Source organism: uncultured Butyricimonas sp. (genome assembly GCF_959596855.1).
Lineage (GTDB): Bacteria > Bacteroidota > Bacteroidia > Bacteroidales > Marinifilaceae > Butyricimonas > Butyricimonas muris.
Genome location: NZ_CAUFYA010000031.1, coordinates 1 through 23600 on the forward strand (window position 1 = coordinate 1; position 23600 = coordinate 23600).

21 protein-coding genes are annotated in these 23600 nt (G+C 43.6%); 18 read left to right on the forward strand and 3 right to left on the reverse strand.

Annotation, left to right across the window (positions count from 1 at the left end):
- Positions 1-597: 597 nt before the first annotated feature.
- A complete protein-coding gene (locus Q5866_RS13390) occupies positions 598-876 on the reverse strand; it encodes a lipopolysaccharide assembly protein LapB (protein WP_186976747.1) in 279 nt (92 codons plus the stop codon).
- Positions 877-954: 78 nt separating this feature from the next.
- Complete coding sequence (locus tag Q5866_RS13395) at positions 955-2628, reverse strand: M23 family metallopeptidase (protein WP_303180746.1); 1674 nt, start codon at positions 2626-2628, stop codon at positions 955-957.
- Positions 2629-2716: 88 nt separating this feature from the next.
- Here Q5866_RS13395 and Q5866_RS13400 point away from each other — a divergent pair, with 88 nt between their 5' ends.
- From Q5866_RS13400 to Q5866_RS13445, 10 genes are all read left to right on the forward strand, one after another.
- The gene (locus tag Q5866_RS13400) at positions 2717-3007 is read left to right on the forward strand and encodes a hypothetical protein (protein ID WP_099290556.1); all 291 of its coding nucleotides are present in this window, start codon (positions 2717-2719) and stop codon (positions 3005-3007) included.
- Positions 3008-3009: 2 nt separating this feature from the next.
- Positions 3010-3297, forward strand: coding sequence for a cell division protein ZapA (locus tag Q5866_RS13405; protein ID WP_099290557.1), 288 nt, complete (start codon positions 3010-3012; stop codon positions 3295-3297).
- 276 nt (positions 3298-3573) lie between these two features.
- On the forward strand, positions 3574-5109 hold the full coding sequence (gene rny / locus Q5866_RS13410) for a ribonuclease Y (protein WP_099290558.1): 1536 nt from the start codon (positions 3574-3576) through the stop codon (positions 5107-5109).
- A 93-nt stretch (positions 5110-5202) separates the two neighbouring features.
- A complete protein-coding gene (locus tag Q5866_RS13415; RefSeq protein WP_303180748.1) occupies positions 5203-6081 on the forward strand; it encodes a nucleoside phosphorylase in 879 nt (292 codons plus the stop codon).
- Positions 6082-6096: 15 nt separating this feature from the next.
- Positions 6097-6558: a DUF4293 domain-containing protein gene (locus tag Q5866_RS13420; protein WP_227216161.1), complete on the forward strand. Its 462-nt coding sequence runs from the start codon at positions 6097-6099 to the stop codon at positions 6556-6558.
- Positions 6559-6594: 36 nt separating this feature from the next.
- Positions 6595-8292: a dipeptidase gene (locus Q5866_RS13425; protein WP_186976767.1), complete on the forward strand. Its 1698-nt coding sequence runs from the start codon at positions 6595-6597 to the stop codon at positions 8290-8292.
- Between the two features lie 240 nt (positions 8293-8532).
- Positions 8533-8886: a 50S ribosomal protein L19 gene (gene rplS, locus Q5866_RS13430; protein ID WP_099290562.1), complete on the forward strand. Its 354-nt coding sequence runs from the start codon at positions 8533-8535 to the stop codon at positions 8884-8886.
- Positions 8887-9039: 153 nt separating this feature from the next.
- A complete protein-coding gene (locus Q5866_RS13435) occupies positions 9040-10782 on the forward strand; it encodes a phospho-sugar mutase (RefSeq protein ID WP_303180749.1) in 1743 nt (580 codons plus the stop codon).
- A 249-nt stretch (positions 10783-11031) separates the two neighbouring features.
- Entirely contained in the window at positions 11032-11415 is a 384-nt protein-coding gene (locus Q5866_RS13440; protein ID WP_099290564.1) for a fibronectin type III domain-containing protein, read from the forward strand.
- A 752-nt stretch (positions 11416-12167) separates the two neighbouring features.
- On the forward strand, positions 12168-14897 hold the full coding sequence (locus Q5866_RS13445) for a hypothetical protein (RefSeq protein WP_303180751.1): 2730 nt from the start codon (positions 12168-12170) through the stop codon (positions 14895-14897).
- Between the two features lie 62 nt (positions 14898-14959).
- Here Q5866_RS13445 and Q5866_RS13450 read toward each other — a convergent pair whose 3' ends face one another.
- Positions 14960-16387: an ATP-dependent RecD-like DNA helicase gene (locus Q5866_RS13450; protein WP_303180752.1), complete on the reverse strand. Its 1428-nt coding sequence runs from the start codon at positions 16385-16387 to the stop codon at positions 14960-14962.
- A 181-nt stretch (positions 16388-16568) separates the two neighbouring features.
- On the opposite strand from Q5866_RS13450, the gene Q5866_RS13455 reads away from it, so the two are divergent.
- The 8 genes from Q5866_RS13455 to pstB all read left to right on the forward strand — a co-directional run bounded on the left by Q5866_RS13455 (position 16569) and on the right by pstB (position 23533).
- The gene (locus Q5866_RS13455; RefSeq protein ID WP_303180754.1) at positions 16569-17219 is read left to right on the forward strand and encodes a hypothetical protein; all 651 of its coding nucleotides are present in this window, start codon (positions 16569-16571) and stop codon (positions 17217-17219) included.
- Between the two features lie 26 nt (positions 17220-17245).
- Complete coding sequence (locus Q5866_RS13460; RefSeq protein ID WP_227216169.1) at positions 17246-18088, forward strand: DUF3822 family protein; 843 nt, start codon at positions 17246-17248, stop codon at positions 18086-18088.
- Positions 18076-18612 (forward strand): RsmD family RNA methyltransferase, encoded by a 537-nt coding sequence (locus Q5866_RS13465; RefSeq protein WP_227216177.1) that lies wholly within the window; start codon positions 18076-18078, stop codon positions 18610-18612. The genes Q5866_RS13460 and Q5866_RS13465 overlap by 13 nt, the downstream gene beginning before the upstream one ends.
- Positions 18613-18727: 115 nt before the next feature.
- Positions 18728-19708 carry a hypothetical protein gene (locus Q5866_RS13470; protein WP_186976782.1) on the forward strand — a complete coding sequence of 327 codons (981 nt, stop codon included), beginning with the start codon at positions 18728-18730 and terminating at the stop codon, positions 19706-19708.
- A 99-nt stretch (positions 19709-19807) separates the two neighbouring features.
- Positions 19808-20866, forward strand: coding sequence for a phosphate ABC transporter substrate-binding protein PstS (gene pstS, locus Q5866_RS13475; RefSeq protein ID WP_292268459.1), 1059 nt, complete (start codon positions 19808-19810; stop codon positions 20864-20866).
- Between the two features lie 108 nt (positions 20867-20974).
- Entirely contained in the window at positions 20975-21826 is an 852-nt protein-coding gene (gene pstC / locus Q5866_RS13480) for a phosphate ABC transporter permease subunit PstC (protein ID WP_303180758.1), read from the forward strand.
- 7 nt (positions 21827-21833) lie between these two features.
- Positions 21834-22697 carry a phosphate ABC transporter permease PstA gene (pstA, locus tag Q5866_RS13485; RefSeq protein ID WP_186976786.1) on the forward strand — a complete coding sequence of 288 codons (864 nt, stop codon included), beginning with the start codon at positions 21834-21836 and terminating at the stop codon, positions 22695-22697.
- Positions 22698-22765: 68 nt separating this feature from the next.
- Positions 22766-23533, forward strand: a complete 768-nt coding sequence (gene pstB / locus Q5866_RS13490) for a phosphate ABC transporter ATP-binding protein PstB (RefSeq protein ID WP_227216186.1) — start codon at positions 22766-22768, stop codon at positions 23531-23533.
- Positions 23534-23600 lie beyond the last annotated feature (67 nt).

Consider the following 23600-nt stretch of genomic DNA (forward strand, 5'->3'; position numbering starts at 1 on the left):
TTCTTCAACGCTCTCTCGATGTTTTCACCTTCTTTTAATGGTACAATTATCATGATTTTCTAGTATTTAAAATGAATATTTTTTATATAACACAAAATTCGACAACACTTTATCGTGCTGTTCTCCACTAAATAATATGTATTCTTTTTAATCTCTCGATAATAATTGACCACCCCCTTTCAAGCGGATTGAAGTTTATATTTAACAATTCAAAAAACTGGCTGCAAAGATATATCAATTAATTAAGATATAAAACCCTTGCAGCCTATTTTTTTCTCGTACACAAAGAAATAATCATTCCCTTTCCTTGATTACAATACCATGAACAAGGGTAAAACTCCCATTGACCAACAGCAAAGCACCTCACCTGCTTTTCAGCAACCGGACCCCAATACGGGATAATCGATATGCCGCCCGCGTTAAAAATACCTTTTTTATGCAAAAACGTGGGCGATAAGTGGGCAAACTATGGGCGAAGTGTAGGCGATGCCGCCCAAAAGCCGCCTATAAGCCACCCAAAAACCGGATAAAATCATAGAACATCCCTATCTATAGCATAGCATGACCTTACCCCCAGAATATTTATCCCTCGCTAACTCAAGGATTCAGCAAATCCTTGCAATAATAATTCAAGATGCCGTTAATCATATCCAGATAGGTCTTCGCCTTCGTGTTTTCCGGGTTTATCCGCACGACTTCATTAAAATGATTCAACGCTTGAGTGGTATCCCCCTTGGCATAATACACCGCCCCCAACTCCAACAACACGGTTTCACGTTCTCCCGCACCATTCTCCAACATTTGCAAAAGCATCGCGATAGCTTCATCCCGCTGTCCGTTCTTCGCTAATTGTTTTGCCTCTTCTATATTCATCATATCGAAATTTACTTATATAATATGTATAAACTTAACAGGACTTTTTTGTCCATTCCAAAGATAGTAATTTTTGTTGAACTATTTTACATACACGTCGGTTTCAAAAATCGCTTCATTTTTCACGCCATCTTTCACGTTCAACACGAGCCGGTTTTTCCCTTTCACGAAGACCGGTTCGTTAAGACTTCCCTCGAGCAAGCGATTTTTGGCGTCGTAAGTGAACAGACACCACTTCCCGTTCACCTCCACCCGGTAAGAAGCAATTCCGGACAAATCGTCGAATACCCGGAATTGAACCCTTCGCCCTTTCACCCCCGTGTATAAAATCACCGGGGCAATTGTATCCTGCCGGATAGTGTATTCTCCCAACACACGGGTAGACGCCTCCAACCCTCCGGTGCGCCACACGGTATTTAAAGGAGATAAACGTCCTTTTTCTTCCAACAGACAAAAGACGGATTTATCCGGGAAATCCCCTTCGACGGACAACCTTGCACTCTTCAACAAAGGATATACCCGTTCTGTCAAAGAAAAAACCTCTACCACCCCCGTGCTATCCTTCTCCCTCGAGCAGACACGAGGCTTACAAATAACGGGATATGCCAATGCCCCCGCTTCCAAGCACAAAGAATAATTACCGTTCCGCAAATTATATTCCCGATCACATGTCAAAACCTCCGCCCCTTCCGGTATATCCAACCCGGCAGCCTCCTGCCGTCCCACCAGTTGAAACAATACCTTGGAACGATTCCCGTTTATATCCAGCAATTCGATTGCCACGTCGACAACACTATCCTTTTGCACCCCGATAAAACCGCCTTGCCTGTTGCTCGCTCCCAGCAACCGGGACTGACAATCCCCGAAAGCCAGATACACGTATCTGCCCTCCCGGTACTGGTGAAAATCTTTTATCGTGTTTACCAACGGGGACTGATCAAAAGACAGGCGATCCATTTTCAACTCGAAAATTTTCTCCCCGTTCGCCGATACTTCCATATCATACACCCCGAGTTTATTCCATGAATCTTTCATGAAATCATCCGCTTGCACGCCGACACCGACATTACCGGCAGGCACGCTGATTTTCCCTCCCCGGTACACCCGGTTTCCCGTGTTTTTCACTTCCACCCGACGGGCCCCGGCGTTCACTCCTTCACGAGAAAAAGTGTACACGTAAACACCCCGCACGTTAGGTCCCGTTTCATCCGCCACGGAAAGATAGTTCAAAGGATTCAGCGCGTGCTCGCTTTCCGTTTCCCGCACCTCGAAATGCAAATGCGGTCCCATGGAGGAACCGGAATTACCGCTATAAGCGATCGTGTCACCCGCGCGAAAGAAAAGCTGCCGCCCCACGAGGTTCTCGTCAATGGCAAACGATTCCTTATTATATTGTATCTCCCGTACCACTTTCGCCACCCGGGGCACGAAACGGCTCAAATGCCCGTACACGGTAGTGATTCCTCCCTCGTGCTCGATATACAAGGCATTCCCGTATCCCGTGGGGGACACCTTGACACGGGCGACCATCCCGTCCTTCACGCAGATCACGGGCAGCCCTTCACGTCCCCCGGTCTTAAAATCGAGCCCCGAATGCAGGTGCGTGGCACGCAATTCTCCAAAATTTCCGCTCAATAGCGGGGTCCCGTGCAACGGGTACAACAACCGCTCCGACTGGGCGCAAATATTTGATGATAAAACGAGTAGCGTGATTCCCGACAACAGAATCCTTCTCCACAATCTTTTCCTTTTCATAAAAAAACGATTAATTTCACCGCAAATTTAATAACACTCTTGATATTTAAAAGAAATATTTCTATCTTTGTCGTGTAAAGAATATGTTATGACAGCAAAAGACAATGCCGTTATTAACGAGCTAAACGAGAAAATTGAACGACTGATAAAACTATATATATCCTCGCTGGACAAAAACAGAGAGAAGGATACGGAAATTAAAGAACTCCGTGACCGGATCGAGCGGATGAAAAGCGAGAACATAAAATTACATGAAGAAATCAAAACATTGAAGGTGGCGACAGCTATTTCAACCGGAGAAGGAAGTACCGAGGCGAAAAGTAGAATAAGCCAACTTGTGCGGGAGATTGATAAATGTATTGCTCTTTTGAATAATTAAATATGAATGATAAACTTACTGTTACTCTAAATATAGCCGGTAGGCCTTGCGTTCTGACCATAGAGAGAGAGGAAGAAGAGGCGATCAGAAAAGCCGCCCAGCTGATTAATAGTAAGATTGCAAAATATAGGGAAAAGTACGCGAATGCCGATCCCGTCGACTTTCTAGCAGTTACCGCGTTACAATTCACGGTAAAAATGTTGGAAGCCGAGAAACAAAACGACGTCGAGCCCGTATTAGAGGAAGTGAGGAAGATCAGCAACAGGCTGGACGGAGTTCTGAAAGAGTAGAATAAACAAGAGTTCTTTGAAAAGGAAATAGATATACCCGCATTATTTCGTATTTAACTGGAAAACTCAACACTTAACCAATTAGAGTGAAGCTTTGTTAGCCAAGGACAGGCCTCGACCCTTCGGGGTTCCTTCGGGACAGTGGAAGTCTGAATCTAACGGCAGCTCTACCCGTGTCTAACAGGGGTTTTTTAAAGAGAAATAGTGCGGGTTTTTTGTTTTGACAAAAAACACCAAAATAATTATATACAACAACTATAAATTCAAGTTACAAATATGATAACAACAATAATTACCGGTGTTGTTGCTTTGGTCGTGGGGTTCGTTATCGGTTATATCCTGATAAACATCACCCTCAAATACAGAAGCAAAAACATCATCAAAGAAGCGGAAGCCGAGGCGGAAGTGATCAAGAAGGACAAGATCCTGCAAGCAAAAGAAAAGTTCTTACAAATCAAGGCTGAACACGAAAAGCAGGTAAACGCCCGAAACAGCAAAATTCTTCTCACCGAGAACAAGCTGAAACAAAAAGAAGCCGAGTTGGCACGCAAAATGGAAGAATGCCAACGGAAAATAAAGGAAACGGAAACTCAACAAGAGACGCTGGAAGTGCAGAAGGAATTGTGGGAAAAGAAACACGCGGAACTGGATAAATTCAAAAAACAACAGATCGAGCAACTGGAAGCCATTTCCGGAATGTCGGCAGAACAAGCGAAAGAAAAACTGATCCAGTCCTTGAAAGACGAAGCGGAAACGGAAGCCATGTCTTACGTGAACGAAATCATGGAAGAGGCGAAGATGACGGCAAACATGGAAGCGAAAAAGGTCGTGGTAAAAACGATTCAACGGGTTGCCACGGAAACCGCCACGGAAAATGCCGTATCCATATTCCACATTGATTCGGATGAAATCAAAGGACGTATCATCGGCCGCGAAGGACGTAATATCCGCGCGCTCGAAGCCGCAACCGGAGTAGAAATCATCGTGGACGACACCCCGGAAGCTATCGTTCTTTCCGGATTTGACCCGGTAAGACGTGAAATCGCTCGCCTGTCCTTGCACCAGCTGGTAACGGACGGACGTATTCACCCGGCACGCATCGAGGAAGTGGTGAACAAGGTGAAAAAACAGATAGAGGAAGAAATCGTGGAAACGGGTAAACGTACCACGATTGACCTCGGCATCCACGGTCTGCACCCGGAACTAATCCGTTTGGTAGGTAAAATGAAATACCGTTCCTCATACGGACAGAACCTATTGCAACATGCCCGCGAAACCGCGAATCTTTGCGCTATCATGGCCGCCGAACTCGGGTTGAACGTGAAGAAGGCAAAACGTGCCGGACTATTGCACGATATCGGTAAAGTACCCGACGACGAACCGGAATTACCGCACGCGATTCTCGGTATGCGTCTGGCTGAAAAATACAAGGAAAAACCGGATATTTGCAACGCTATCGGGGCCCACCACGAGGAGATTGAAATGACTACACTCATCGCTCCCATCGTTCAAGCCTGCGACGCTATTTCCGGGGCAAGACCGGGAGCAAGACGGGAAGTTGTAGAATCCTACATCAAACGTCTGAAAGAAATGGAAGACTTGGCTCTCTCATATAATGGAGTGGTGAAAACATACGCCATCCAAGCAGGCCGCGAACTCCGGGTTGTCGTGGGAAGTGAAAAGATCTCCGACACGGAAGCAGAAAAAATCTCGTACGAGATCGCCAAGAAAATTCAGGATGAAATGACTTACCCGGGACAAGTAAAAGTAACGGTCATCCGAGAAACCCGAGCAATCAATTACGCTAAATAGTTTTAGAATCCCCAAACCAAATAATACCGGGCAAATGTTTGTCCGGTATTATTTGTTTTACTAAATTTGGTTGCTCAAAAAAGTAAACAGATTATGGAGCCGATAAAATCATCTGAACTAATCACGAATGAAGACGGTAGCGTCTTTCACCTTCACCTGCAACCCGGTGATTTGGCAGACCAAATCATCCTCGTGGGCGACCCGTCAAGAGTCGAAATGATCGCTTCTTATTTTGATCATATTGAAATCAAAAAAAGCGACCGGGAATTCCACACAATCACCGGACTGTACAAGGGAAGGCGAATATCCGTTATCTCCACGGGAATCGGACCAGACAATATAGATATCGTGATGAACGAACTCGATGCCCTCGTGAATATTGATTTGCAAACCAAAGAAATCAAGCCGGAGAAAAAGCGATTGAATATCGTACGCATCGGAACTTCCGGTTCCGTGCAAGCCGATGTTCCGGTTCATTCTTTCGTGATATCCGAAATGAGTTTGGGCATCGACGGGGTATTACGCTTCTACCGGGACAATGAAACGGTATGTGATAGCGCTTTCGAAGACGCTTTCATCAAAGAATGTCACTGGACTCCCCTTGCCGCACGCCCTTACGCTGTAAAGGCTTCACCGGAACTGGTAAGTAAATTGCACACGGAAGGCGTGACAGTGAAAGGCGTGACGCTCACCGCAAACGGATTTTACGGCCCGCAAGGTCGGGTACTCCGCCTACCGATAGAGATGCCGACGGTCAATGACGAAATTGCCCGCTTTCATTTCAACGGTCATAAAATAGTGAACTACGAAATGGAAAGCGCCGCTATCGCCGGACTCTCCGCTCTCATGGGACATCATGCTACCACGCTCTGTCTGATCATAGCGAACCGGGCAAACGGGGACGCATCTTCCAATTACAAACCTTACATGAAAAAACTTGTCGAATACACGTTAGATTCACTCGTGCGTTAATTTTTAATTTTAGATATGATACAAAGAATACAAACAGTTTACCTGCTTATCATTGCCATCATCATGGCAATACCTTTATTTGCCCCCATCGCACAAGTACTTGTACCCAACGATGCAAATTACAATTTTTTCACTTACGGGGTGGTCATGATCGGACAACAAACAGTACTTCAAGCAAATTACTGGGCTTTACTTATCTTGAATATTTTCATGATCGGGTTGCCCTTCGTGACTATATTCCTCTACAAGAAGCGATTCCTGCAAATCCGCTTGTGCATAGCTGAAATTATTCTTCTGTTGGGCTCCATGATATTGATGTGGTACCATATCAATCAATTCCAAAGCAAGATAGATGCAGATATCATATATAAAATAAGTTTCATACTTCCCTTGGTATGTGTGGTACTCGCATACATGGCTATGCGGGGAATATTCAAAGACATCAAATTACTGAAGTCTTTGGATCGGATTCGATAATGAATAAATAAATCATATATAAACCAATAACTTAAAATGAGAAAAGTAAACGCCTTAATTACATTAGCATTGGTTTGTTGCACCTCTTACACGATGGCATGCACGAACTTTCTGTTCACGAAAGGATCCACGAAAGACGGATCCACGATGGTTACCTACTCCGCGGACTCTCATGTGTTGTACGGAGAATTATATCATTGGCCTGCACGGGATTGGCCAGCCGGAAGCATGCTCGACGTTTACGAGTGGGATACCGGTAAATTCATGGGCAAAATCCCTCAAGTAGCACATACATATAATGTAGTCGGTAACATGAACGAACACCAGTTGGCTATTTCCGAAACGACTTACGGCGGAAGAAAAGAACTGGAAACTCAAACTGGAGCCATTATAGATTACGGTAGTGCAATCTATATCACGTTACAACGTGCCAAAACTGCCCGCGAGGCGATCGTTGTAATGACCGACTTGATTGAAAAATACGGTTGGGCAAGTAGTGGAGAATCCATCTCTATCATCGACCCCAACGAAGTATGGATTCTTGAAATTATCGGTAAAGGAGAAGGCGAGAAAGGTGCCGTGTGGGTTGCCCGCATGGTTCCGGACGGATACGTATCGGCACATGCCAATCAAGCCCGTATCACCACGTTCCCGTTGGAAGGCAAAACTTCTATCTCTTCCGACAACATGAACAAGATCTACGACACGAACATCACCACCGTGTATGCTAAAGATGTGATCTCTTTCGCAAAAGAAAAAGGATTCTATCCCCAAGACGGTAAAAATAAAGATTTCAGCTTCTCGGATACCTACGCACCGGTAGATTTCAGCGGAGCACGTGCTTGCGAAATCCGCGTGTGGGCTTTCTTCAATGCCGTAAACCCGGATATGGGAAAATATTTCAATTACGCCAACGGAAGAGATATCAAGCGCGACGCTAAAGGATACGCCACGAACCGTATGCCGTTGTGGATCAAACCGAGCGAGAAGGTTGACGTACTTCAGGTAATGGATTTCATGCGTGACCATCTGGAAGGAACTGAATTGGATATGAGCAAGGATATGGGTGCAGGACCTTACGAATGCCCTTACAGATGGCGCCCGATGAGCTTCAAGGTCGACGGCAAGGAATATGTACACGAGAGAGCAACCGCCACTCAACAAACAGGCTTCACTTTTGTCGCTCAATGTAGAAGCTGGCTACCGGACGAGATCGGCGGTATCCTTTGGTTCGGGGTTGACGACGCGGCAAGCTCGGTATATTTCCCGATGTACTCTGCATCAACGGAAGTTCCGTTCGCATTTGCCGAAGGTAACGGTAGCATGATGGAATTCACGAACAAGGCTGCTTTCTGGGTTTTCAACCAAGTAACGAATTTTGCTTATACCCGCTACAACTTGATTCACCCGGAAATTCGGGAGAAACAAGTTGCGTTAGAAAAACAATACGTGAATTTCGTGCAGATGATTGACGCCGGGGCAAAGGAAATGTTAGCAAAAGACAGAAAAGCAACTATCGAATTTATCACCGATTTTTCTTGCCGTACCGGAAACCAGCTCGTGGACACGTGGAGAGATTTCTACGGCTATCTGTTTTGCAAATACATGGACGGAAACGTGAAAACCGCTATCCCGGGAGAAAAGAACCCGAAAGTAGAGCAACCCGCTTTACCGGAATGGTATTTGCGTATGATTATCGAACAGACTGGCAAGAAATTGGAAGTAGTAGAATAACTACTACTTCCAATTTCGGTTGCAGGTTGCAAGTTGAGCCTACGGCTCTGCAAGTTGCAAGTTCGAGAACCTGCAACCTGTAACTTGTGAACTTGTAACAAATAAATATTCCGGCGCTATTGCACCGGAATATTTATTTTTATATCTTTGCCACTCGATTTTAAAACGTACGCAGTCTCTTACATGAAAGACAAAAGTCGTAATACTGCGTTCGATAAGTGAATTTTTAAAATAAAGACAATGGACTTAATTAAAATTGCGGAACAGGCTTTTGCACAGGAAAACAGTGTTGAAATTCCCGAATTTTCTACTGGTGACACGATCAGTGTACACTACAAGATTGTTGAAGGAAACAAAGAACGTGTCCAAATTTTCAAAGGCGTAGTTATCCAAATTAAAGGTACCGGAACCACGAAAACCTTCACGGTTCGGAAAATGTCCGGAAACGTTGGTGTAGAACGTATCATTCCCTTCAGTTCTCCTTATATCAAAGCGATCGAGGTGAACAAGAGAGGTGCTGTTCGTCAAGCCAGAATTTACTATTTCCGTAAACTTACCGGAAAGAAAGCAAAAATTAAAGAGAGAAAATTTTAATTTAAGCTTTAGCCATATAAAAAAGCCTCGTTGCAGAACGAGGCTTTTTTATTGCATTTTTCTTCTTTGAAACGTAACAATTTAATCTCAAAATCCATATTATTCATTCAGGAAAATCCTACCTTTGCAAGAAGGTAAATAAAATGATAGCTTATGGAAAACAATGACATCATAAAAGTAGCCAGAGCCAAAGCCGAAAAATGGTTGGATAAGGCTTATGACGAAGAAACACGAGTTGAAGTACAACGCCTGTTAAATAACACGGATACAACCGAACTGGTGGAATCGTTCTACAACGATCTGGAATTCGGAACCGGGGGATTGCGCGGAATCATGGGAGTCGGCACAAACCGGATGAATATTTACACGGTAGGAGCCGCCACGCAAGGTTTCTCCAACTATATCAACCAAATGTTCCCGAACGAGAAAAAAGCCGTATGTATCGGACACGACTGCCGACACAATTCCCATCTTTTCTCGGAAACCGCCGCCAATATCTTCTCGGCTAACGGAATACATGTTTACCTGTTTGAAGACCTGCGCCCCACCCCAGAAATGTCGTACGCTATCCGGGAATTAGGTTGCAAAGGGGGAGTTATTCTCACCGCCTCGCATAACCCGAAAGAATATAACGGGTACAAAGCCTACTGGGACGACGGTTCGCAACTTGTTCCCCCGCACGATAAAAACGTGATTAACGAGGTGAAAAAAGTACAAGTCACGGATATCAAATTCAAAGGAGTTCCCGAAATGATCACCATTCTCGGGCAAGACTTCGACAAGAAATACCTCGACAAAGTGAAGACATTAAGCCTTTCACCGGAGGCCATCCAAAAAGAACATGATTTAAAAATCGTCTTCACCCCGTTGCACGGAACGACCTACGAACTCGTGCCGGAATCTTTGCGCAACTGGGGATTCACGAACATCCATACCGTACCCGAACAAAGCATCCCGGACGGGGATTTCCCGACCGTAGCTTCTGCCAACCCGGAAGAACCTGCCGCATTTAAAATGGCGTTGGAGCTGGCTCGCAAAATAGATGCTGACCTTGCCATGGCGTGTGACCCCGACGGCGACCGGATCGGTATCGCTGTCAAAGACGACAAGAACGAATGGACTTTGCTGAACGGTAACCAAACCAACATTGTATTCACGGAATACATCATCCGTAGAAAAAAAGAACTTGGGCTGCTTAAAGGTGGCGAATACACCGTGAAAACGATTGTTACCACGGAATTAATCAAAGATATAGCAGAGAAAAATAATATCATTTGTTACGACGTGTACACCGGGTTCAAGTGGATTGCTGACGTGATCCGCAAAGAAGGAGGAGAGAAATTCATCGGTGGCGGCGAAGAATCATTCGGTTTCATGCCGGGCGCTTTCACGCGTGATAAAGACGGAGTATCAGCCACTTCACTCATGGCAGAGATTGCCGCATGGGTGAAGATGCAAAACAAAACCATCTACACGTTCTTGAAAGAAATTTACGCGAAATACGGGTTCTCGCAGGAGAGAATGATTTACATCGTGCGCAAAGGCATCACCGGGGCAGAGGAAATCAAATCCATGATGAAAGAATTCCGTCACAATACCCCGAAGAGCATTAACCATAGTGACGTTGTCCTCAAAAAGGATTACTTAACACTGGAAGCGACCGATTTGCGCACGGGTGAAAAGAAACACCTTGATTTTGAAACGACCAGCGACGTACTGCAATTCTTCCTTGCCGACGGCAGCAAGATTTCCGTACGCCCCTCCGGCACGGAACCCAAAATCAAATTCTATTTTGAAGCCCGCACCCAGATGAAAGACGTGAATGATTACGAGCGGGCACAGAAAGAGGCGAATGACCGGATTGATGACATTATCAAAGATTTAAAGATTCAGTGATTTCGTGATTCGGAGATTGCCGATTATAAGTATTAGCCGACTAATTTTTATGAATTAGTCGGCTAATATATTTTAAATAATCATTGTTCCATTTCCAATTTAATAGTCAAATTTACTTTAGCCTACAAAAAATTTATTCTACAAAAGACAATTTATTCTTAAAAATCATGATAAATATTTGCCAATAGTCTAGCATTTACTTATATTTACAACGATATACTAAAAATAAAACCCTTAAAGAACAAAATTATGAAAAAATTTTTGAAACCATTTTTATTCATCTGTTTAGGCTTAGTCATTACGACAATCGTATTTGCTAGCACAGCTAGTAGACCTAGTCCTCCGAGACTTCCTAAAATAGATGCGACAACGGATCATTCATGCACGATATCATACCAAGCACCCAAGGATGATGGTGGGTCTCGAATAGTATCCTATGAAATTGAATGCAGAGAGCACAATTCTAACATATGGATAAGCAAAGGAGGAACTACAGAGCTTAGTCATTACGTTGATAATATGACGAAAGGAGCTAAAGTAACATTCCGTGTTTCAGCCATAAATGGTGTAGGAAGAAGTGAGCCTGCAGAAACAAAAGAGGTAACAATTGAAGAGGTACATATAGCAAGATAACAATAAATTAAAAACTGTATAATTCAACACGACAATTATTCAGATTTTTCTACAAAAACAAGAATATCTTAAGCCTATAATAAGGCTATGTTATTTCACATGAACCAAATATTCAAGGAGAGGAGCCTTTCTCCTCTCTTTATTTGTTTATTTTCAAAGAATCTTCTTATTCATAATACAATATTTATATTTTCACCCTCTATAGTACTAAAAATAAACCTGCAAACATGAAAACTACAAATCTAAAAACAATTATAACTTACGAAAGCAAGTTGACAAGAAGGAATTGGCTATTCTACCTTTTCATTATTGGGGGAGTGTATATATTAGGTACTCTAATCCCAGGTGTTTTTATCCTAGGTATTGGGTGTATTGGGTGGCAAGATGTTGCATTAACTTCTTCCCTGCCTCTACGCGGAGTCTATTTCCTGAATCTATTTCAATCTCTCATTGTTACTTCCCTTGTTTGTGACATTCAAAGGAAACAGAAAAAAGCAGAAACGAGGGAAGTTCTCTTGACACGACCTATCAGCAACGGGCAAACCCTTCTCGGGGAGGTTATAGGGATTCTTGGACCATTCCTCACGATAGATATTATTTTCATGTTCATATCCATGATTATCAACATATTTATCCCAAATTCTCCTGTCAGTTTATGGATAAACCTTTTCTATCTTTTCACCTATACGGTTCCCACGCTAATTTTCATCACCGGCCTATCTATACTTATCAATAAACTGATTAAACACCCCATGTTTAGTTGGTTGATTCTAATGGCTTTTCTTTATTTCGAATACAATTACGCTGCAGCAGCTTTTTACGGCATACTGGACTTCCAAGGACGCTTGCTTCCCAACTCTTTTTCCACCCTAATAGGATTCATGGATCTATCCTGTTTCCTACTTCACCGGGGTGTATTCTTGCTATTGGGAATTAGTTTTCTTTACTTTAGCGTTTTACTCGTGAAAAGACTCCCCGGATTCGCCGAGCGGCAACACTATTTAGCTATTCCAGCCACGTTGTTTTTAACATTTTCCCTGTGCCTCGGTTTCATCTACATTGAAAAATACCAATCCCGCCAAGAAAATAGAATTACCTGCCGCGAAACCTTTCTTAAATACACCGAAACACCCAAAGCCCGCGTGATTACACACGACATCACGTATCGCCCCGAGGGCAACACTTTCTCGGCAACAAGCCGAATGCAAGTACAAAACCAGAAAAAAAAGAAAATGGACCAGCTCTTGTTATTCCTTAACCCAGGGCTGAAAATTAACAAAATTGAATCCAACGGACAAAACCTTCCCTTTCATAGAGAGCTCCTAGCCGTTGTCATCGAACGTTCCCTGGCACCGAATGAATATATCAAATTAGATATCACGTACGAGGGATACATTGACGAAGATATTTACCAGATAAACATACCTGACGAGATTTTTTTCTCCCTAGAAGATAATCCTTTTTCTAAAGAGAATTATGGCAAACATCCCGCTTTTGTATCAAGTAAATTCACTTTCCTCAGACCGGAAGTGATGTGGTACCCAACAACAGTTCCCTCAATAGCATTGCAAGCATCTGCAGAAATGAATTTCACGAGTTACACGCTCCACGTCAAAAAAACGGGCGAACTGACTATTTTATCCCAAGGAGTACCCACGACAGAAGGAGAGTATGTCACGTTTAATAATCTGCAAAACTTGACGGGACTAACCCTCTGTATCGGGGAATACGAGAAAAGAACCCTCACTGTCGACTCGCTTACCGTGGAACTTTATACTTACCCGGGAAATGATTGCTACATGAAATATTTCGACGAATGGGAGCTCCTCAAAGAAAACAACCCGAACCGAGAGAAAGATTTAAAAAAAATGTTTTACCTGTGCAAAGATGAGATCGAAAAAGATAAATCCAACCCTTATCCTTTCAAATATTTCAAACTGATTGAGGTGCCTTCATCTTCTTATTTTCTACGTTCAACGTTGTTTAACGACTGCATGCAACCGGAAATCGCACTTTTCCATGAACGATTATGCCGCATTGAAAATTGCAATCCTGCTGATTATACAAACAACAGCCACCACGACAAAAGCGTACAGGAATATATTCTGGACTCTCATATCCCCTCTTTATTAAATAACGACCTAAGAATTAAACATATTTTCACTAATTACAATAGCTGCATCACGTCCGACACCTATCAAGGCATAGAACTAATATTCAAACAAATGATAAATCCGGACGTATATAGAAGCCCCAATGATATCATGAGCTTGGAATTATTAAATCGCATCGCTGAAAAAGGCTTAAAAGGAATCATCGCCGAAGAGTATAGTCAAGAACAAAACATCGCAATCCGTTCGAAAGTTTCACATCTACTTGGGTATCTTACCACAATCACGACCTGGGATTCACTGAACCAGTTTATGCAAGAATTCAACACACATATTCCTTTCCATGAAGTTAACTTCGATTCATTCATCGAGGGATTCGAACAACGTTTCGGACAAAACATCAAGGCATACATGGACGAGTGGTACACAACTCACGAAGTTCCCTTGTTATCGATAAAAGACATATACCGGAAAAAAACGGAAGATACGCAAATCCTCGATTTTAAAGTTGGCAATCCCAGCGAAACAGACGGTATTATTTCAATTATTGCAAAGGACTACTCTAGAATCAGAAATCTTCAAAGTTACTTGATTAAACCCAGAGAATACAAACAAATCGTCGTTCGTGAAAACATAGAATATAAACTACAATTAACCACAAACTTTTCAGGATGTTTTCCCCAAGACATTAAAGTCAGCCAATCTCCAGTATCAAGCTCAGTACCTAACAAAGGTATCATGTTACTTGACAGAAATCAATTCTACCCCCCGGGAGAAATCATTGTGGATAACGAAGATGCTAATTTCCACCTCATCGATTCGGCAAACAATCGAAAACGACTGACTGATATAATCAAAAAAGAGAATAATGAAAAATACATTCCCTTCTATAAAGTTAAAGGCAACACATGGGAACTTACTCTTTCACAAGAGTTTCACGGAGAACATATTCGCAGTGCTTTTGTCAAAAAAGCCGGTACAGGAAAATCCAAAGCCGAATGGAAGGCAGATATTCCGGAAGCAGGGAAATACGAAATATTTGTCCATCGGCCCCATGTCTGCGAATGCCCCAACGGCATTTTCTATGCAGTCGATTACCCCGAGACGAAAAACTACTATACCGTCTATACCCCGGAAGGCGAAAAAGAAATAGTCATTGAAACTCAAGAAGCAGACTATTATGTAGCATGTACACTTCCTTTGCCAGCAGAAGAAGCATGGGTATCATTAGGCACATTTACCTTACCGGCAGGAGAATCACGTGTCGTATTGGACGACCGAGGAATAGCCTCCTTCAAGAATGAAAAATTCGGTCAAGAATACGCCCAACTTATCGCAGCCGATGCGGTCAAATGGGTAAAGAAAAAATAATAGCGGAAATTCTGTACGATAAAGCCCCCTAAAAGTTTGGTGTTTTTAGGGGGCTTCATTATTTATAAATTCCCCGAATCCCCAAACAGCTCATCTTTGAAATTAATCAGGTACAATTTCTTGCGGGCACGTGTAAATGCCGTGTAAAGCCAACGCCAATACTCGTCGTCCATCATCTCGTCCCCCATCCATCCCGGATCGATAAAAACGGCATCCCATTGCCCGCCTTGTGCCTTATGGCAAGTCACAGCGTAAGCGAATTTGATTTGTAGGGCGTTGAAATACTCGTCCTCTTGTATTTTTTTGTACCGCTTTTGTTTGGAAGGGATATCCATGTAATCCTCTTCCACTGCCGCAAACAACTTTCGATACTCGTCATAACTCAACGCGGGTTGTTCCGAGGTCAAAGTATCGAGCATCACCCAAGCCGAAATCTCTTCCTCGTACCCGTAAATACTGAGGCGGGCATGAACGAAATGAAAGCCGTACAAATCCTTGTATTTTCCCACTTTCTCTACGGTGGCAATATCGCCGTTGGCGATAAAATCAATCTTATCATATTCGGCACCCCAGAAATAATTATTCTTTACAACCATGATCTTATCTCCACCGCCAAATGCTTCTTCCCGGTAAAGCACACGGGCACGGATACCCTCGTTAAAACGGTTCGCCCGCTTGTTGGAACGGCAGATAACCATCGTTTCGTCCATGCCGAACCTACCGTAACAAAGATCCAATTCATCCAACAGTTCTCCTCCCCCGACACGTACTATATCCGGGAAGGGTGCAACTTTCAACAACAATTTGGCATAAGGAGCCGCCCCGATCATCTCCCGCACGAGAGTCGCATTATACAAGATACCGGATTGTTCGGATTGACGCATAATATCCGTGAGGCTTGCCTCGTAAACCTCCATACCGTAACTCACTTGCAGAAATTCGGCATCCAATGCCGGACTGACATCCACTCCAACCGGGGGAAGCTGTGCCGTATCCCCGATCAGCACCAAACGATTGTTGCGCCCGTTATACACGAATTCAAACAAATCATCCAATAGAGAACCCGTTCCGAAATTAGAATCCTGAGAACTCATCGAAATCATGGATGCCTCATCCACGAAAAACAACACGTTGGCTCCCGCGTTAAATCCCAAGTTAAAGACGCCAATTCCTTCCTGTGCATTTTTCTGGCGATAAATCTTCTTGTGTATCGTGTACGCCGATTGCCCCGAATAACCGGAAAACACTTTTGCCGCACGTCCCGTCGGGGCTAACAGCACAACATGATACTCGAATTGCAGCAATGTATTGACGATTGCCGCCACCAGAGAGGTCTTTCCCGTTCCCGCGAATCCTTTCAACAAGAACAAACTTTCGGGGTTTCGGTCAAAGAAAAAAGTCGTGAAACATCTCATCGCCTCCTGTTGAGAGGGAGAGAAATCAAACCCAAACTTCTCTTTTACAATACGTTCAAAATGTTCATGTATCATGATTAAAATAAATAGCCAAAACTGTGGTATAAACTTTTTTTTTCTTATATTTGCCGACACTGTAATCCAACGTGGATTCGTGCGAGGTGTTGAATAAACACCGTGTAAAGATATGAAAAAAACAGCTTGAAAACAGTAGAACTAACTTGTTTAATATATAACAAATATACAGACAGAAAAAATGAAACCAGTTAAGATCATTATCCAAATCGTTTTAGCACTTGCGGCTATCTACCTGGGTTATTTGTGTTATGCAAGCGTGCAGAACCCTATTCAATTTGAAAAATTGAGAAACCAAAGATACGATAGAATTATCCAAAGGTTAAAGGATATCAGAACTGCACAAGATGCTTACAAGAGTATCCACGGGGTATACACTAGTAGTTTCGATACTTTGATTCATTTCGTGAAATACGATTCGTTGAAAACAGTGCGTTCTATCGGAGAGCTTACCGATGACCAACTGGATCAAGGTATGACGGAACAAGAGGCATTGAAGAAAGGTCTTATCATCCGTGACACGATGCGTATATCCGCACTTGAGCAACTTTTCGGGAAAAACTACCCGATCGACGATCTTCGTTATGTACCGTTCACCAAACGGAAACATGAATTCAAGATGGGAACAAACATGATCTGGACGGAATCAGGTATCGAGGTTCCCGTGTTCGAGGCTCGTGTAAACAACATGATTATCTTCGAAGATTTATTTGAAGAATACGAAGATGCCATTCTCGAATACAACGGTGAAAGAAAAAGATTACAAAAATACCCCGGTCTGAAAGTGGGTAGCGTGGCAGAGGCAAACAATAACGTGGGTAACTGGGAGTAACATTCCGGTTCGTAAACGAGGAATACATGCAGAGTATTTATTTTGTTGACTCGGATTTCACTTACGAATTATCTACACAATCGATATTATCCATCCGTTATGCAACGGATGGATTTTCGTTTTGCGTGCATGACGCCCGTGACAAATTAATGGTATTTGTTCACGAACCTTATGCCGCGGACTCTCGTGAAGCCGTGATTGCCCGGTTGAAGAATTATCTCGTGAACGACGTGATTCTGAACCTGCGATTCAAAAAGGTATATCTTATGCCCTGTTTCAGCGAGAGAACCATTATCCCCGGGGCTCTCTTTAACAAGGCGAACGTGGCAACCCTCTATTCCGTGAATCAAGAGATTACCCCCGATGATACGCTTTTGTATCATCATATCGAGAAAATAGATGCCTACCTCGTGGAAACGATCAATACCACTCTCAACAATTTCGTTCGGGAACATTTCCCGGTGCTCCAAATCGTGAACGAGGCATACCCCTTTATACAAGGAGCGTTAACAAAAGCATTGCATGGTTCGGAACAAATATTCCTGAACATACAGGCTGATTTTTTCGATATCCTATTTATAAAAGATACAAGGGTGCAATTATTCAACTCGTTTAATCACAGGACGGCAACCGACATCGTTTATTTCCTGTTGAATTGCATCAAAGAATGTGACATTCAAAAAGAGAAACTACACGTTTCGGTGTTCGGTGCAGCAACAAATGACGAGAAACTGAAAGAATTGCTCTCGACCTATTTACCCACTCCTTATTTCGCGAAAGAACCTATATTAAACGGTATCTTGCCCGGCAAGGAGATCAATTCATCCTATTTCATTCACTTGTTAAATCTTCATCGATGCGGATTATAAGCGGCACACACAAGGGGAAAGTCATATTCCCGGACAAAAATTTCAGGGCTCGCCCGACAACGGACTTTGCTAAAGAAAACTTGTTTAACGTGCTCAACAACTACATCGATATAGAGGGAGCCGTCGTGTTGGACTTATTTTCCGGCACGGGAAGTATCAGCTACGAATTTGCCTCACGCGGTGCAGAACGAATCGTATCCGTGGAATTGAACTACAATCATTACTCTTTTATAAAAAAGACGATAGTCCAACTCGGTTTCAAGAATATCAACGTATTCAAAACCGACGTGTTTATCGCTTGCAAAAAACTGAAAGGCCAGTCCTTTGATATCATCTTCGCCGACCCTCCATACGATCTGGAAAAGATTATGGATATCCCGGCCGCTATATTTGACAATGAATTATTAGCCCCGGACGGGTTGGCTATTATTGAACATCCCGGCACGGTAGACTTCTCATCTGCCCCCTTCTTCTCCGAACACCGTCAATACGGCAGCGTAAATTTTTCTATTTTCAGGAAATAGAAAATGTAACATTGTTGTAATTAAAATGTATCTTTTTAGAAATCTTTTCAATCTACTTTAGCCGTCGAAAACAAGAGGTTTTCAATTATTTATTTAACGACTAAAATTTAGACAAATGAAAAAGATTTTAATGAGTGTGGTTTTGATTATCGCCTGCATGAGCAGTTTCGGACAAGAAGAAAAAAAGAAATTCCAGATTACCGGGAAACCTATCGTTACCGTTTTCGCTAACTATCATGCCGGATTGGGGGACGCGAACAAAGAGTCCGGATTCGCGTTGGATCGCGCTTACTTGGGTTATCAATTTTCACTAACCGAGAAACTTAGCGGGAAGGTAGTATTCGACATGGGCTCCACGAAAGTAGACGGCGCAGACCTTGAAAGAGTGGCTTATATCAAAAACGCCATGTTAAGCTGGAAGACAGGAGATTTTACCTTGGATTTCGGGTTGATCGGTTTGGAACAATTCAACGTGCAAGAAAAGTTCTGGGGATACCGTTACATCATGAAATCATTCCAAGACGAGTACAAGTTCGGTTCCAGCGCAGACATGGGTATTTTGGGCAGATACAAATTTACCAAATGGCTCTCTGCCGATATCACGATCAGCAACGGCGAAGGGTACAAAAAATTGAACGGAGACAACAAATACCGATATGCCGTCGGAGCCACTTTATTCCCGGTAAAAGGTCTGACTATCCGTGCCTACTATGACCTCGCCAGCAAAAGCAGTGATGCAGACGGATTGAAAGATCAACAGAACTTGGCTTTCTTCGCCGGATATAAACACAAACTTTTCTCTCTTGGCGGTGAATACAACCAAATGTTCAACACCAAATCCAAAGAAGATAAAGACCAAAACGGTTTCTCCGTTTACTCCACGGTGAAATTAGCCGAAAAATTCGACGCTTTCGGGAGATATGACAACTTGGCTTCCAAAGACGATTGGAGCAGCGCAGACGGGCAACGGGTCTTAATCGGTATCCAATACTCCCCGATCAAACAGTTGAAGATAGCCCCAAATTTCTCGACATGGAATCCAAGAGACGGAAAATCAAGTTCTTTCGCTTATTTGAACATCGAATTCAAGTTGTAACATTAATGTAACATTCGTGCAACATTCATGTAACAAGATTCATCTAAACTTGCATTGTAAAAAATGAATCAATAGATGTTGAAATTAATACAATCAAAAATGAAAAACTTATTTATTATTCTTCTAGCTATCGCGATTGCATCTTGCGGCAACTCAAAGAAAAACAAGGGTTCCGAAGACAAGAAAATGAATATCGCTGCCGCCGGAGCTACATTTCCTCTGCCATTCTACAATCTGGCCTTCAAAACCTACCAAGAGAAGACCGGCAACACGGTAACCTACGGGGGAATCGGTAGTGGCGGCGGAATCAGAAGCTTGAAAGATAAAATTGTTGACTTCGGGGGCTCGGACGCCTATCTTTCCGACTCCGAAATGCAAGAAATGCCTTATACCGCGATACACATCCCCACTTGCATGGGTGCCGTGGTACTGGCATACAACTTGCCGGAAGTGAAAAATTTGAAGTTATCCGGAGAGGTGGTTGCCGATATTTATCTGGGTAAAATCACCAAATGGAACGATGCCAAAATCAAAGAATTGAACCCCGGCATTACCCTCCCGGACAAAGAACTTACCCCGGTATACCGCTCGGACGGTAGTGGTACGACCTTCGTGTTCAGCGACTATCTTACCAAGGTAAGCGCAAACTGGAAAGAGAACGTGGGTACCGGAAAGTCATTGAAATGGCCGGTAGGACTGGCAGCCAAAGGAAACCCGGGCGTAGCCGGAACGATCAGTCAAACACCGGGAGCAATCGGGTACATCGGCTCTGAATACGCGTTCTCGTTGAATATCCCGATGGCACAAATGAAAAACAGTTCCGGGAACTTCATCACCCCGAATACCGAAAGTATCTCTGCCGCGGCAAAAGGGGATATCCCGGCAGATACCCGTACCATGATCACCAATTCGGACGCACCGGACGCGTATCCCATCAGCTGTTTCACGTGGATTATCCTTTACAAAGAACAGGCATACGCCAACAGAACTTTGGCACAGGCTCAAGCCACTGCTAAATTACTGGACTGGATGTTAAGCCCCGAGGCACAAGCTTTAACAACAAAAGTACACTACTCCCCACTCCCAAAATCCGCGGTGGACAACGCCAAAGCACTATTAAACTCTATAAGTTTCGAGGGCAAACAAGTCCTTAAATAATAAAGTTACAGGTTACAAGTTGAGCCTACGGCTCTGCAAGTTGCAGGTTCTCCACGGCACCCGACTTGAAACTTGTAACCTGCAACTTGTAACTTAAATTATTATTTAATGCGTGATATTATTTTTAAACGGTTACTTTCCATTTGTTGCATCTTGATACTTTTGATCAGTGCCGGAATGATTTACTCTCTGGTGAGTGGTTCTCTCTCCGCATTCGGTCAGTACGGATTCTTCCAGTTCATCGGTTCAACAGAATGGGATCCCCACCCGGACAGAGAAACATACGGGGCTCTCTCGTTTATCGTCGGAACATTATTAACCTCTTTTCTGGCATTAATATTTTGCATCCCGTTCTCCCTACCCGTCGCTCTTTTTACCGGAGAATTTTTCAAAGGCAAAAGAATAGCCACTTTTATCAGTTCTATCATTGATTTATTGGCGGGAATCCCTTCTATCGTCTACGGTTTATGGGGATTTTATACCTTCCGCCCGCTCATTATAGAAATGGGCGTGAACGCGCAAGGATTCGGGATATTAACCTCCTCTATCATTCTGGCAATCATGATCATTCCCTATGCATCCTCTCTCAGTAGCGAATTCATATCCATGGTTCCCAACGAACTGAAAGAAGCCGCATATAGCCTTGGAGCCACCCGTTACGAGGTCGTCAGAAGCGTCACTTTCCCGGCAGCGGGCTCCGGCGTATTTGCCAGCTACATCCTTGCCTTGGGAAGGGCTTTAGGTGAAACCATGGCGGTGACCATGCTAATCGGTAACACGAACAATCTATCGACCTCATTTGCAGACACGGGTAACACGATGGCAAGTATCATAGCCAACCAGTTCGGCGAGGCGGACGGTCTGAAATTAAGTTCGCTCATCGCTATCGGGCTGCTTTTGTTCTTGATCACGGCTATCATCAACCTGATAGCGAAACTCATTATAAAGAAACTTAACTGATAGAGAAATGAGTAGTCTAAAATATAGAACGATAAAAAGCAAGGCATTCTTCTGCATCACGTGCCTTTTTGCCTCACTGACAGTAGTCCCCCTATTCGCTATTATATGGGAACTCATCAGAAAAGGCTACAAGCAAATCAACTGGAACTTTTTCACGGAAAGCGCACCCAGCACCTTGGATGCCATGTTAGCACGCAACACGGGTGACATCATTCCCGGCGGTATCGCTAACGGAATCACGGGTACATTACTTATGGTCGTGTTGGCCGCCGTTATCGCTATCCCGATCGGGATCATGGTAGGTATTCATCTGTCGGAACACCCGAAAACCAAGTTTTCCAATATCACCCGTTTTCTAACGGATTTGATACAAGGTAGTCCGTCTATCGTGATTGGCATTATCGCCTATGCATGGATCGTCAAACCAATCGGTAGCTATTCCGCTTTGGCGGGAAGCGTTGCCTTGAGTATCATGATGCTCCCCTTGATCGTCCGCTCAACGGAAGAAACATTAAAAATGTTACCAGGCAGCCTGAAAGAAGCCGGGCTCGCCCTCGGCGCCTCGTACACGAGTGTCGTACTCAAAGTATTACTGCCGGCAGCCTTCGGGGGACTGTTCACGGGAATCCTTTTAGCGATTTCCCGCGTTATGGGAGAGACAGCACCACTCATGCTCACGGCTCTGGGAAGTACCACAATCAACTGGGATATCGTGAAACCTACCAGTGCGGTACCTCTATTAATTTGGGAATTCTACAACGATCCCAACTTGATAGACATGATCTGGAGTTCATCATTATTCCTGCTGCTCTTGATTCTGACACTTAATATCACAGCAAAACAGATCGCTAAAAAATGGAGAATCCAATAATTTACGATTTTTGATTTACGATTTCAGATTCATCAATCGTAAATCAAAAATCAAAAATCATAACCAACATGGAAATCAAAGATCCTATACTACAACTGAAAAACGTATCTATTTCATATACACCCGGGAAAAATGCCGTGGAGTCAGTGAGCGCAGACATCGCCGAGAAAAAGATTACGGCAATCATGGGACCCTCGGGATGCGGGAAAAGTACTTTATTACGGGCAATCAACCGGATGCACGAGTTATACCCGGATATAAAAACCACCGGAGAAATTATATTGAACGGGAAGAATATATTGAAAACCAATCCCATGGAGGTACGCCGCATGGCAGGTATGGTATTTCAACGCCCGAACCCGTTCCCGACCATGAGCATCTACGACAACGTCATTGCCGGATATAAACTGAACGGCATCTCCCTCTCCAAACAGGAGAAAGACGAACTCGTGGAACAAAGCCTCCAGAACGTGGGTCTGTGGAATGAAGTGAAAGACGCCCTGCACAAAAAAGGAACTTTCCTCTCCGGGGGACAGCAACAACGCCTTTGCATCGCGCGGGCTCTCTCGCTAAAACCGCAAGTACTACTGATGGACGAACCGACCTCCGCCCTTGACCCGATTGCCACGAACCGTATAGAAGAACTGTTACTCGATTTAAAAAAAGAGTTCACGATCTTGATTGTCACGCACAATATGTCACAAGCCGCACGTATCTCGGATTACTCCATGTTCATGTACCTCGGAAACCTCGTTGAATATGATGAAACCCGGAAGATGTTCACCAACCCGAGTGACAAACGCACGGAAGAATACTTGACGGGACAATTTGGATAACAACTTACGATTTATGATTTCAGATTTATGATTTCAAATTTCAAACAATAAATCATAAATCTACAAT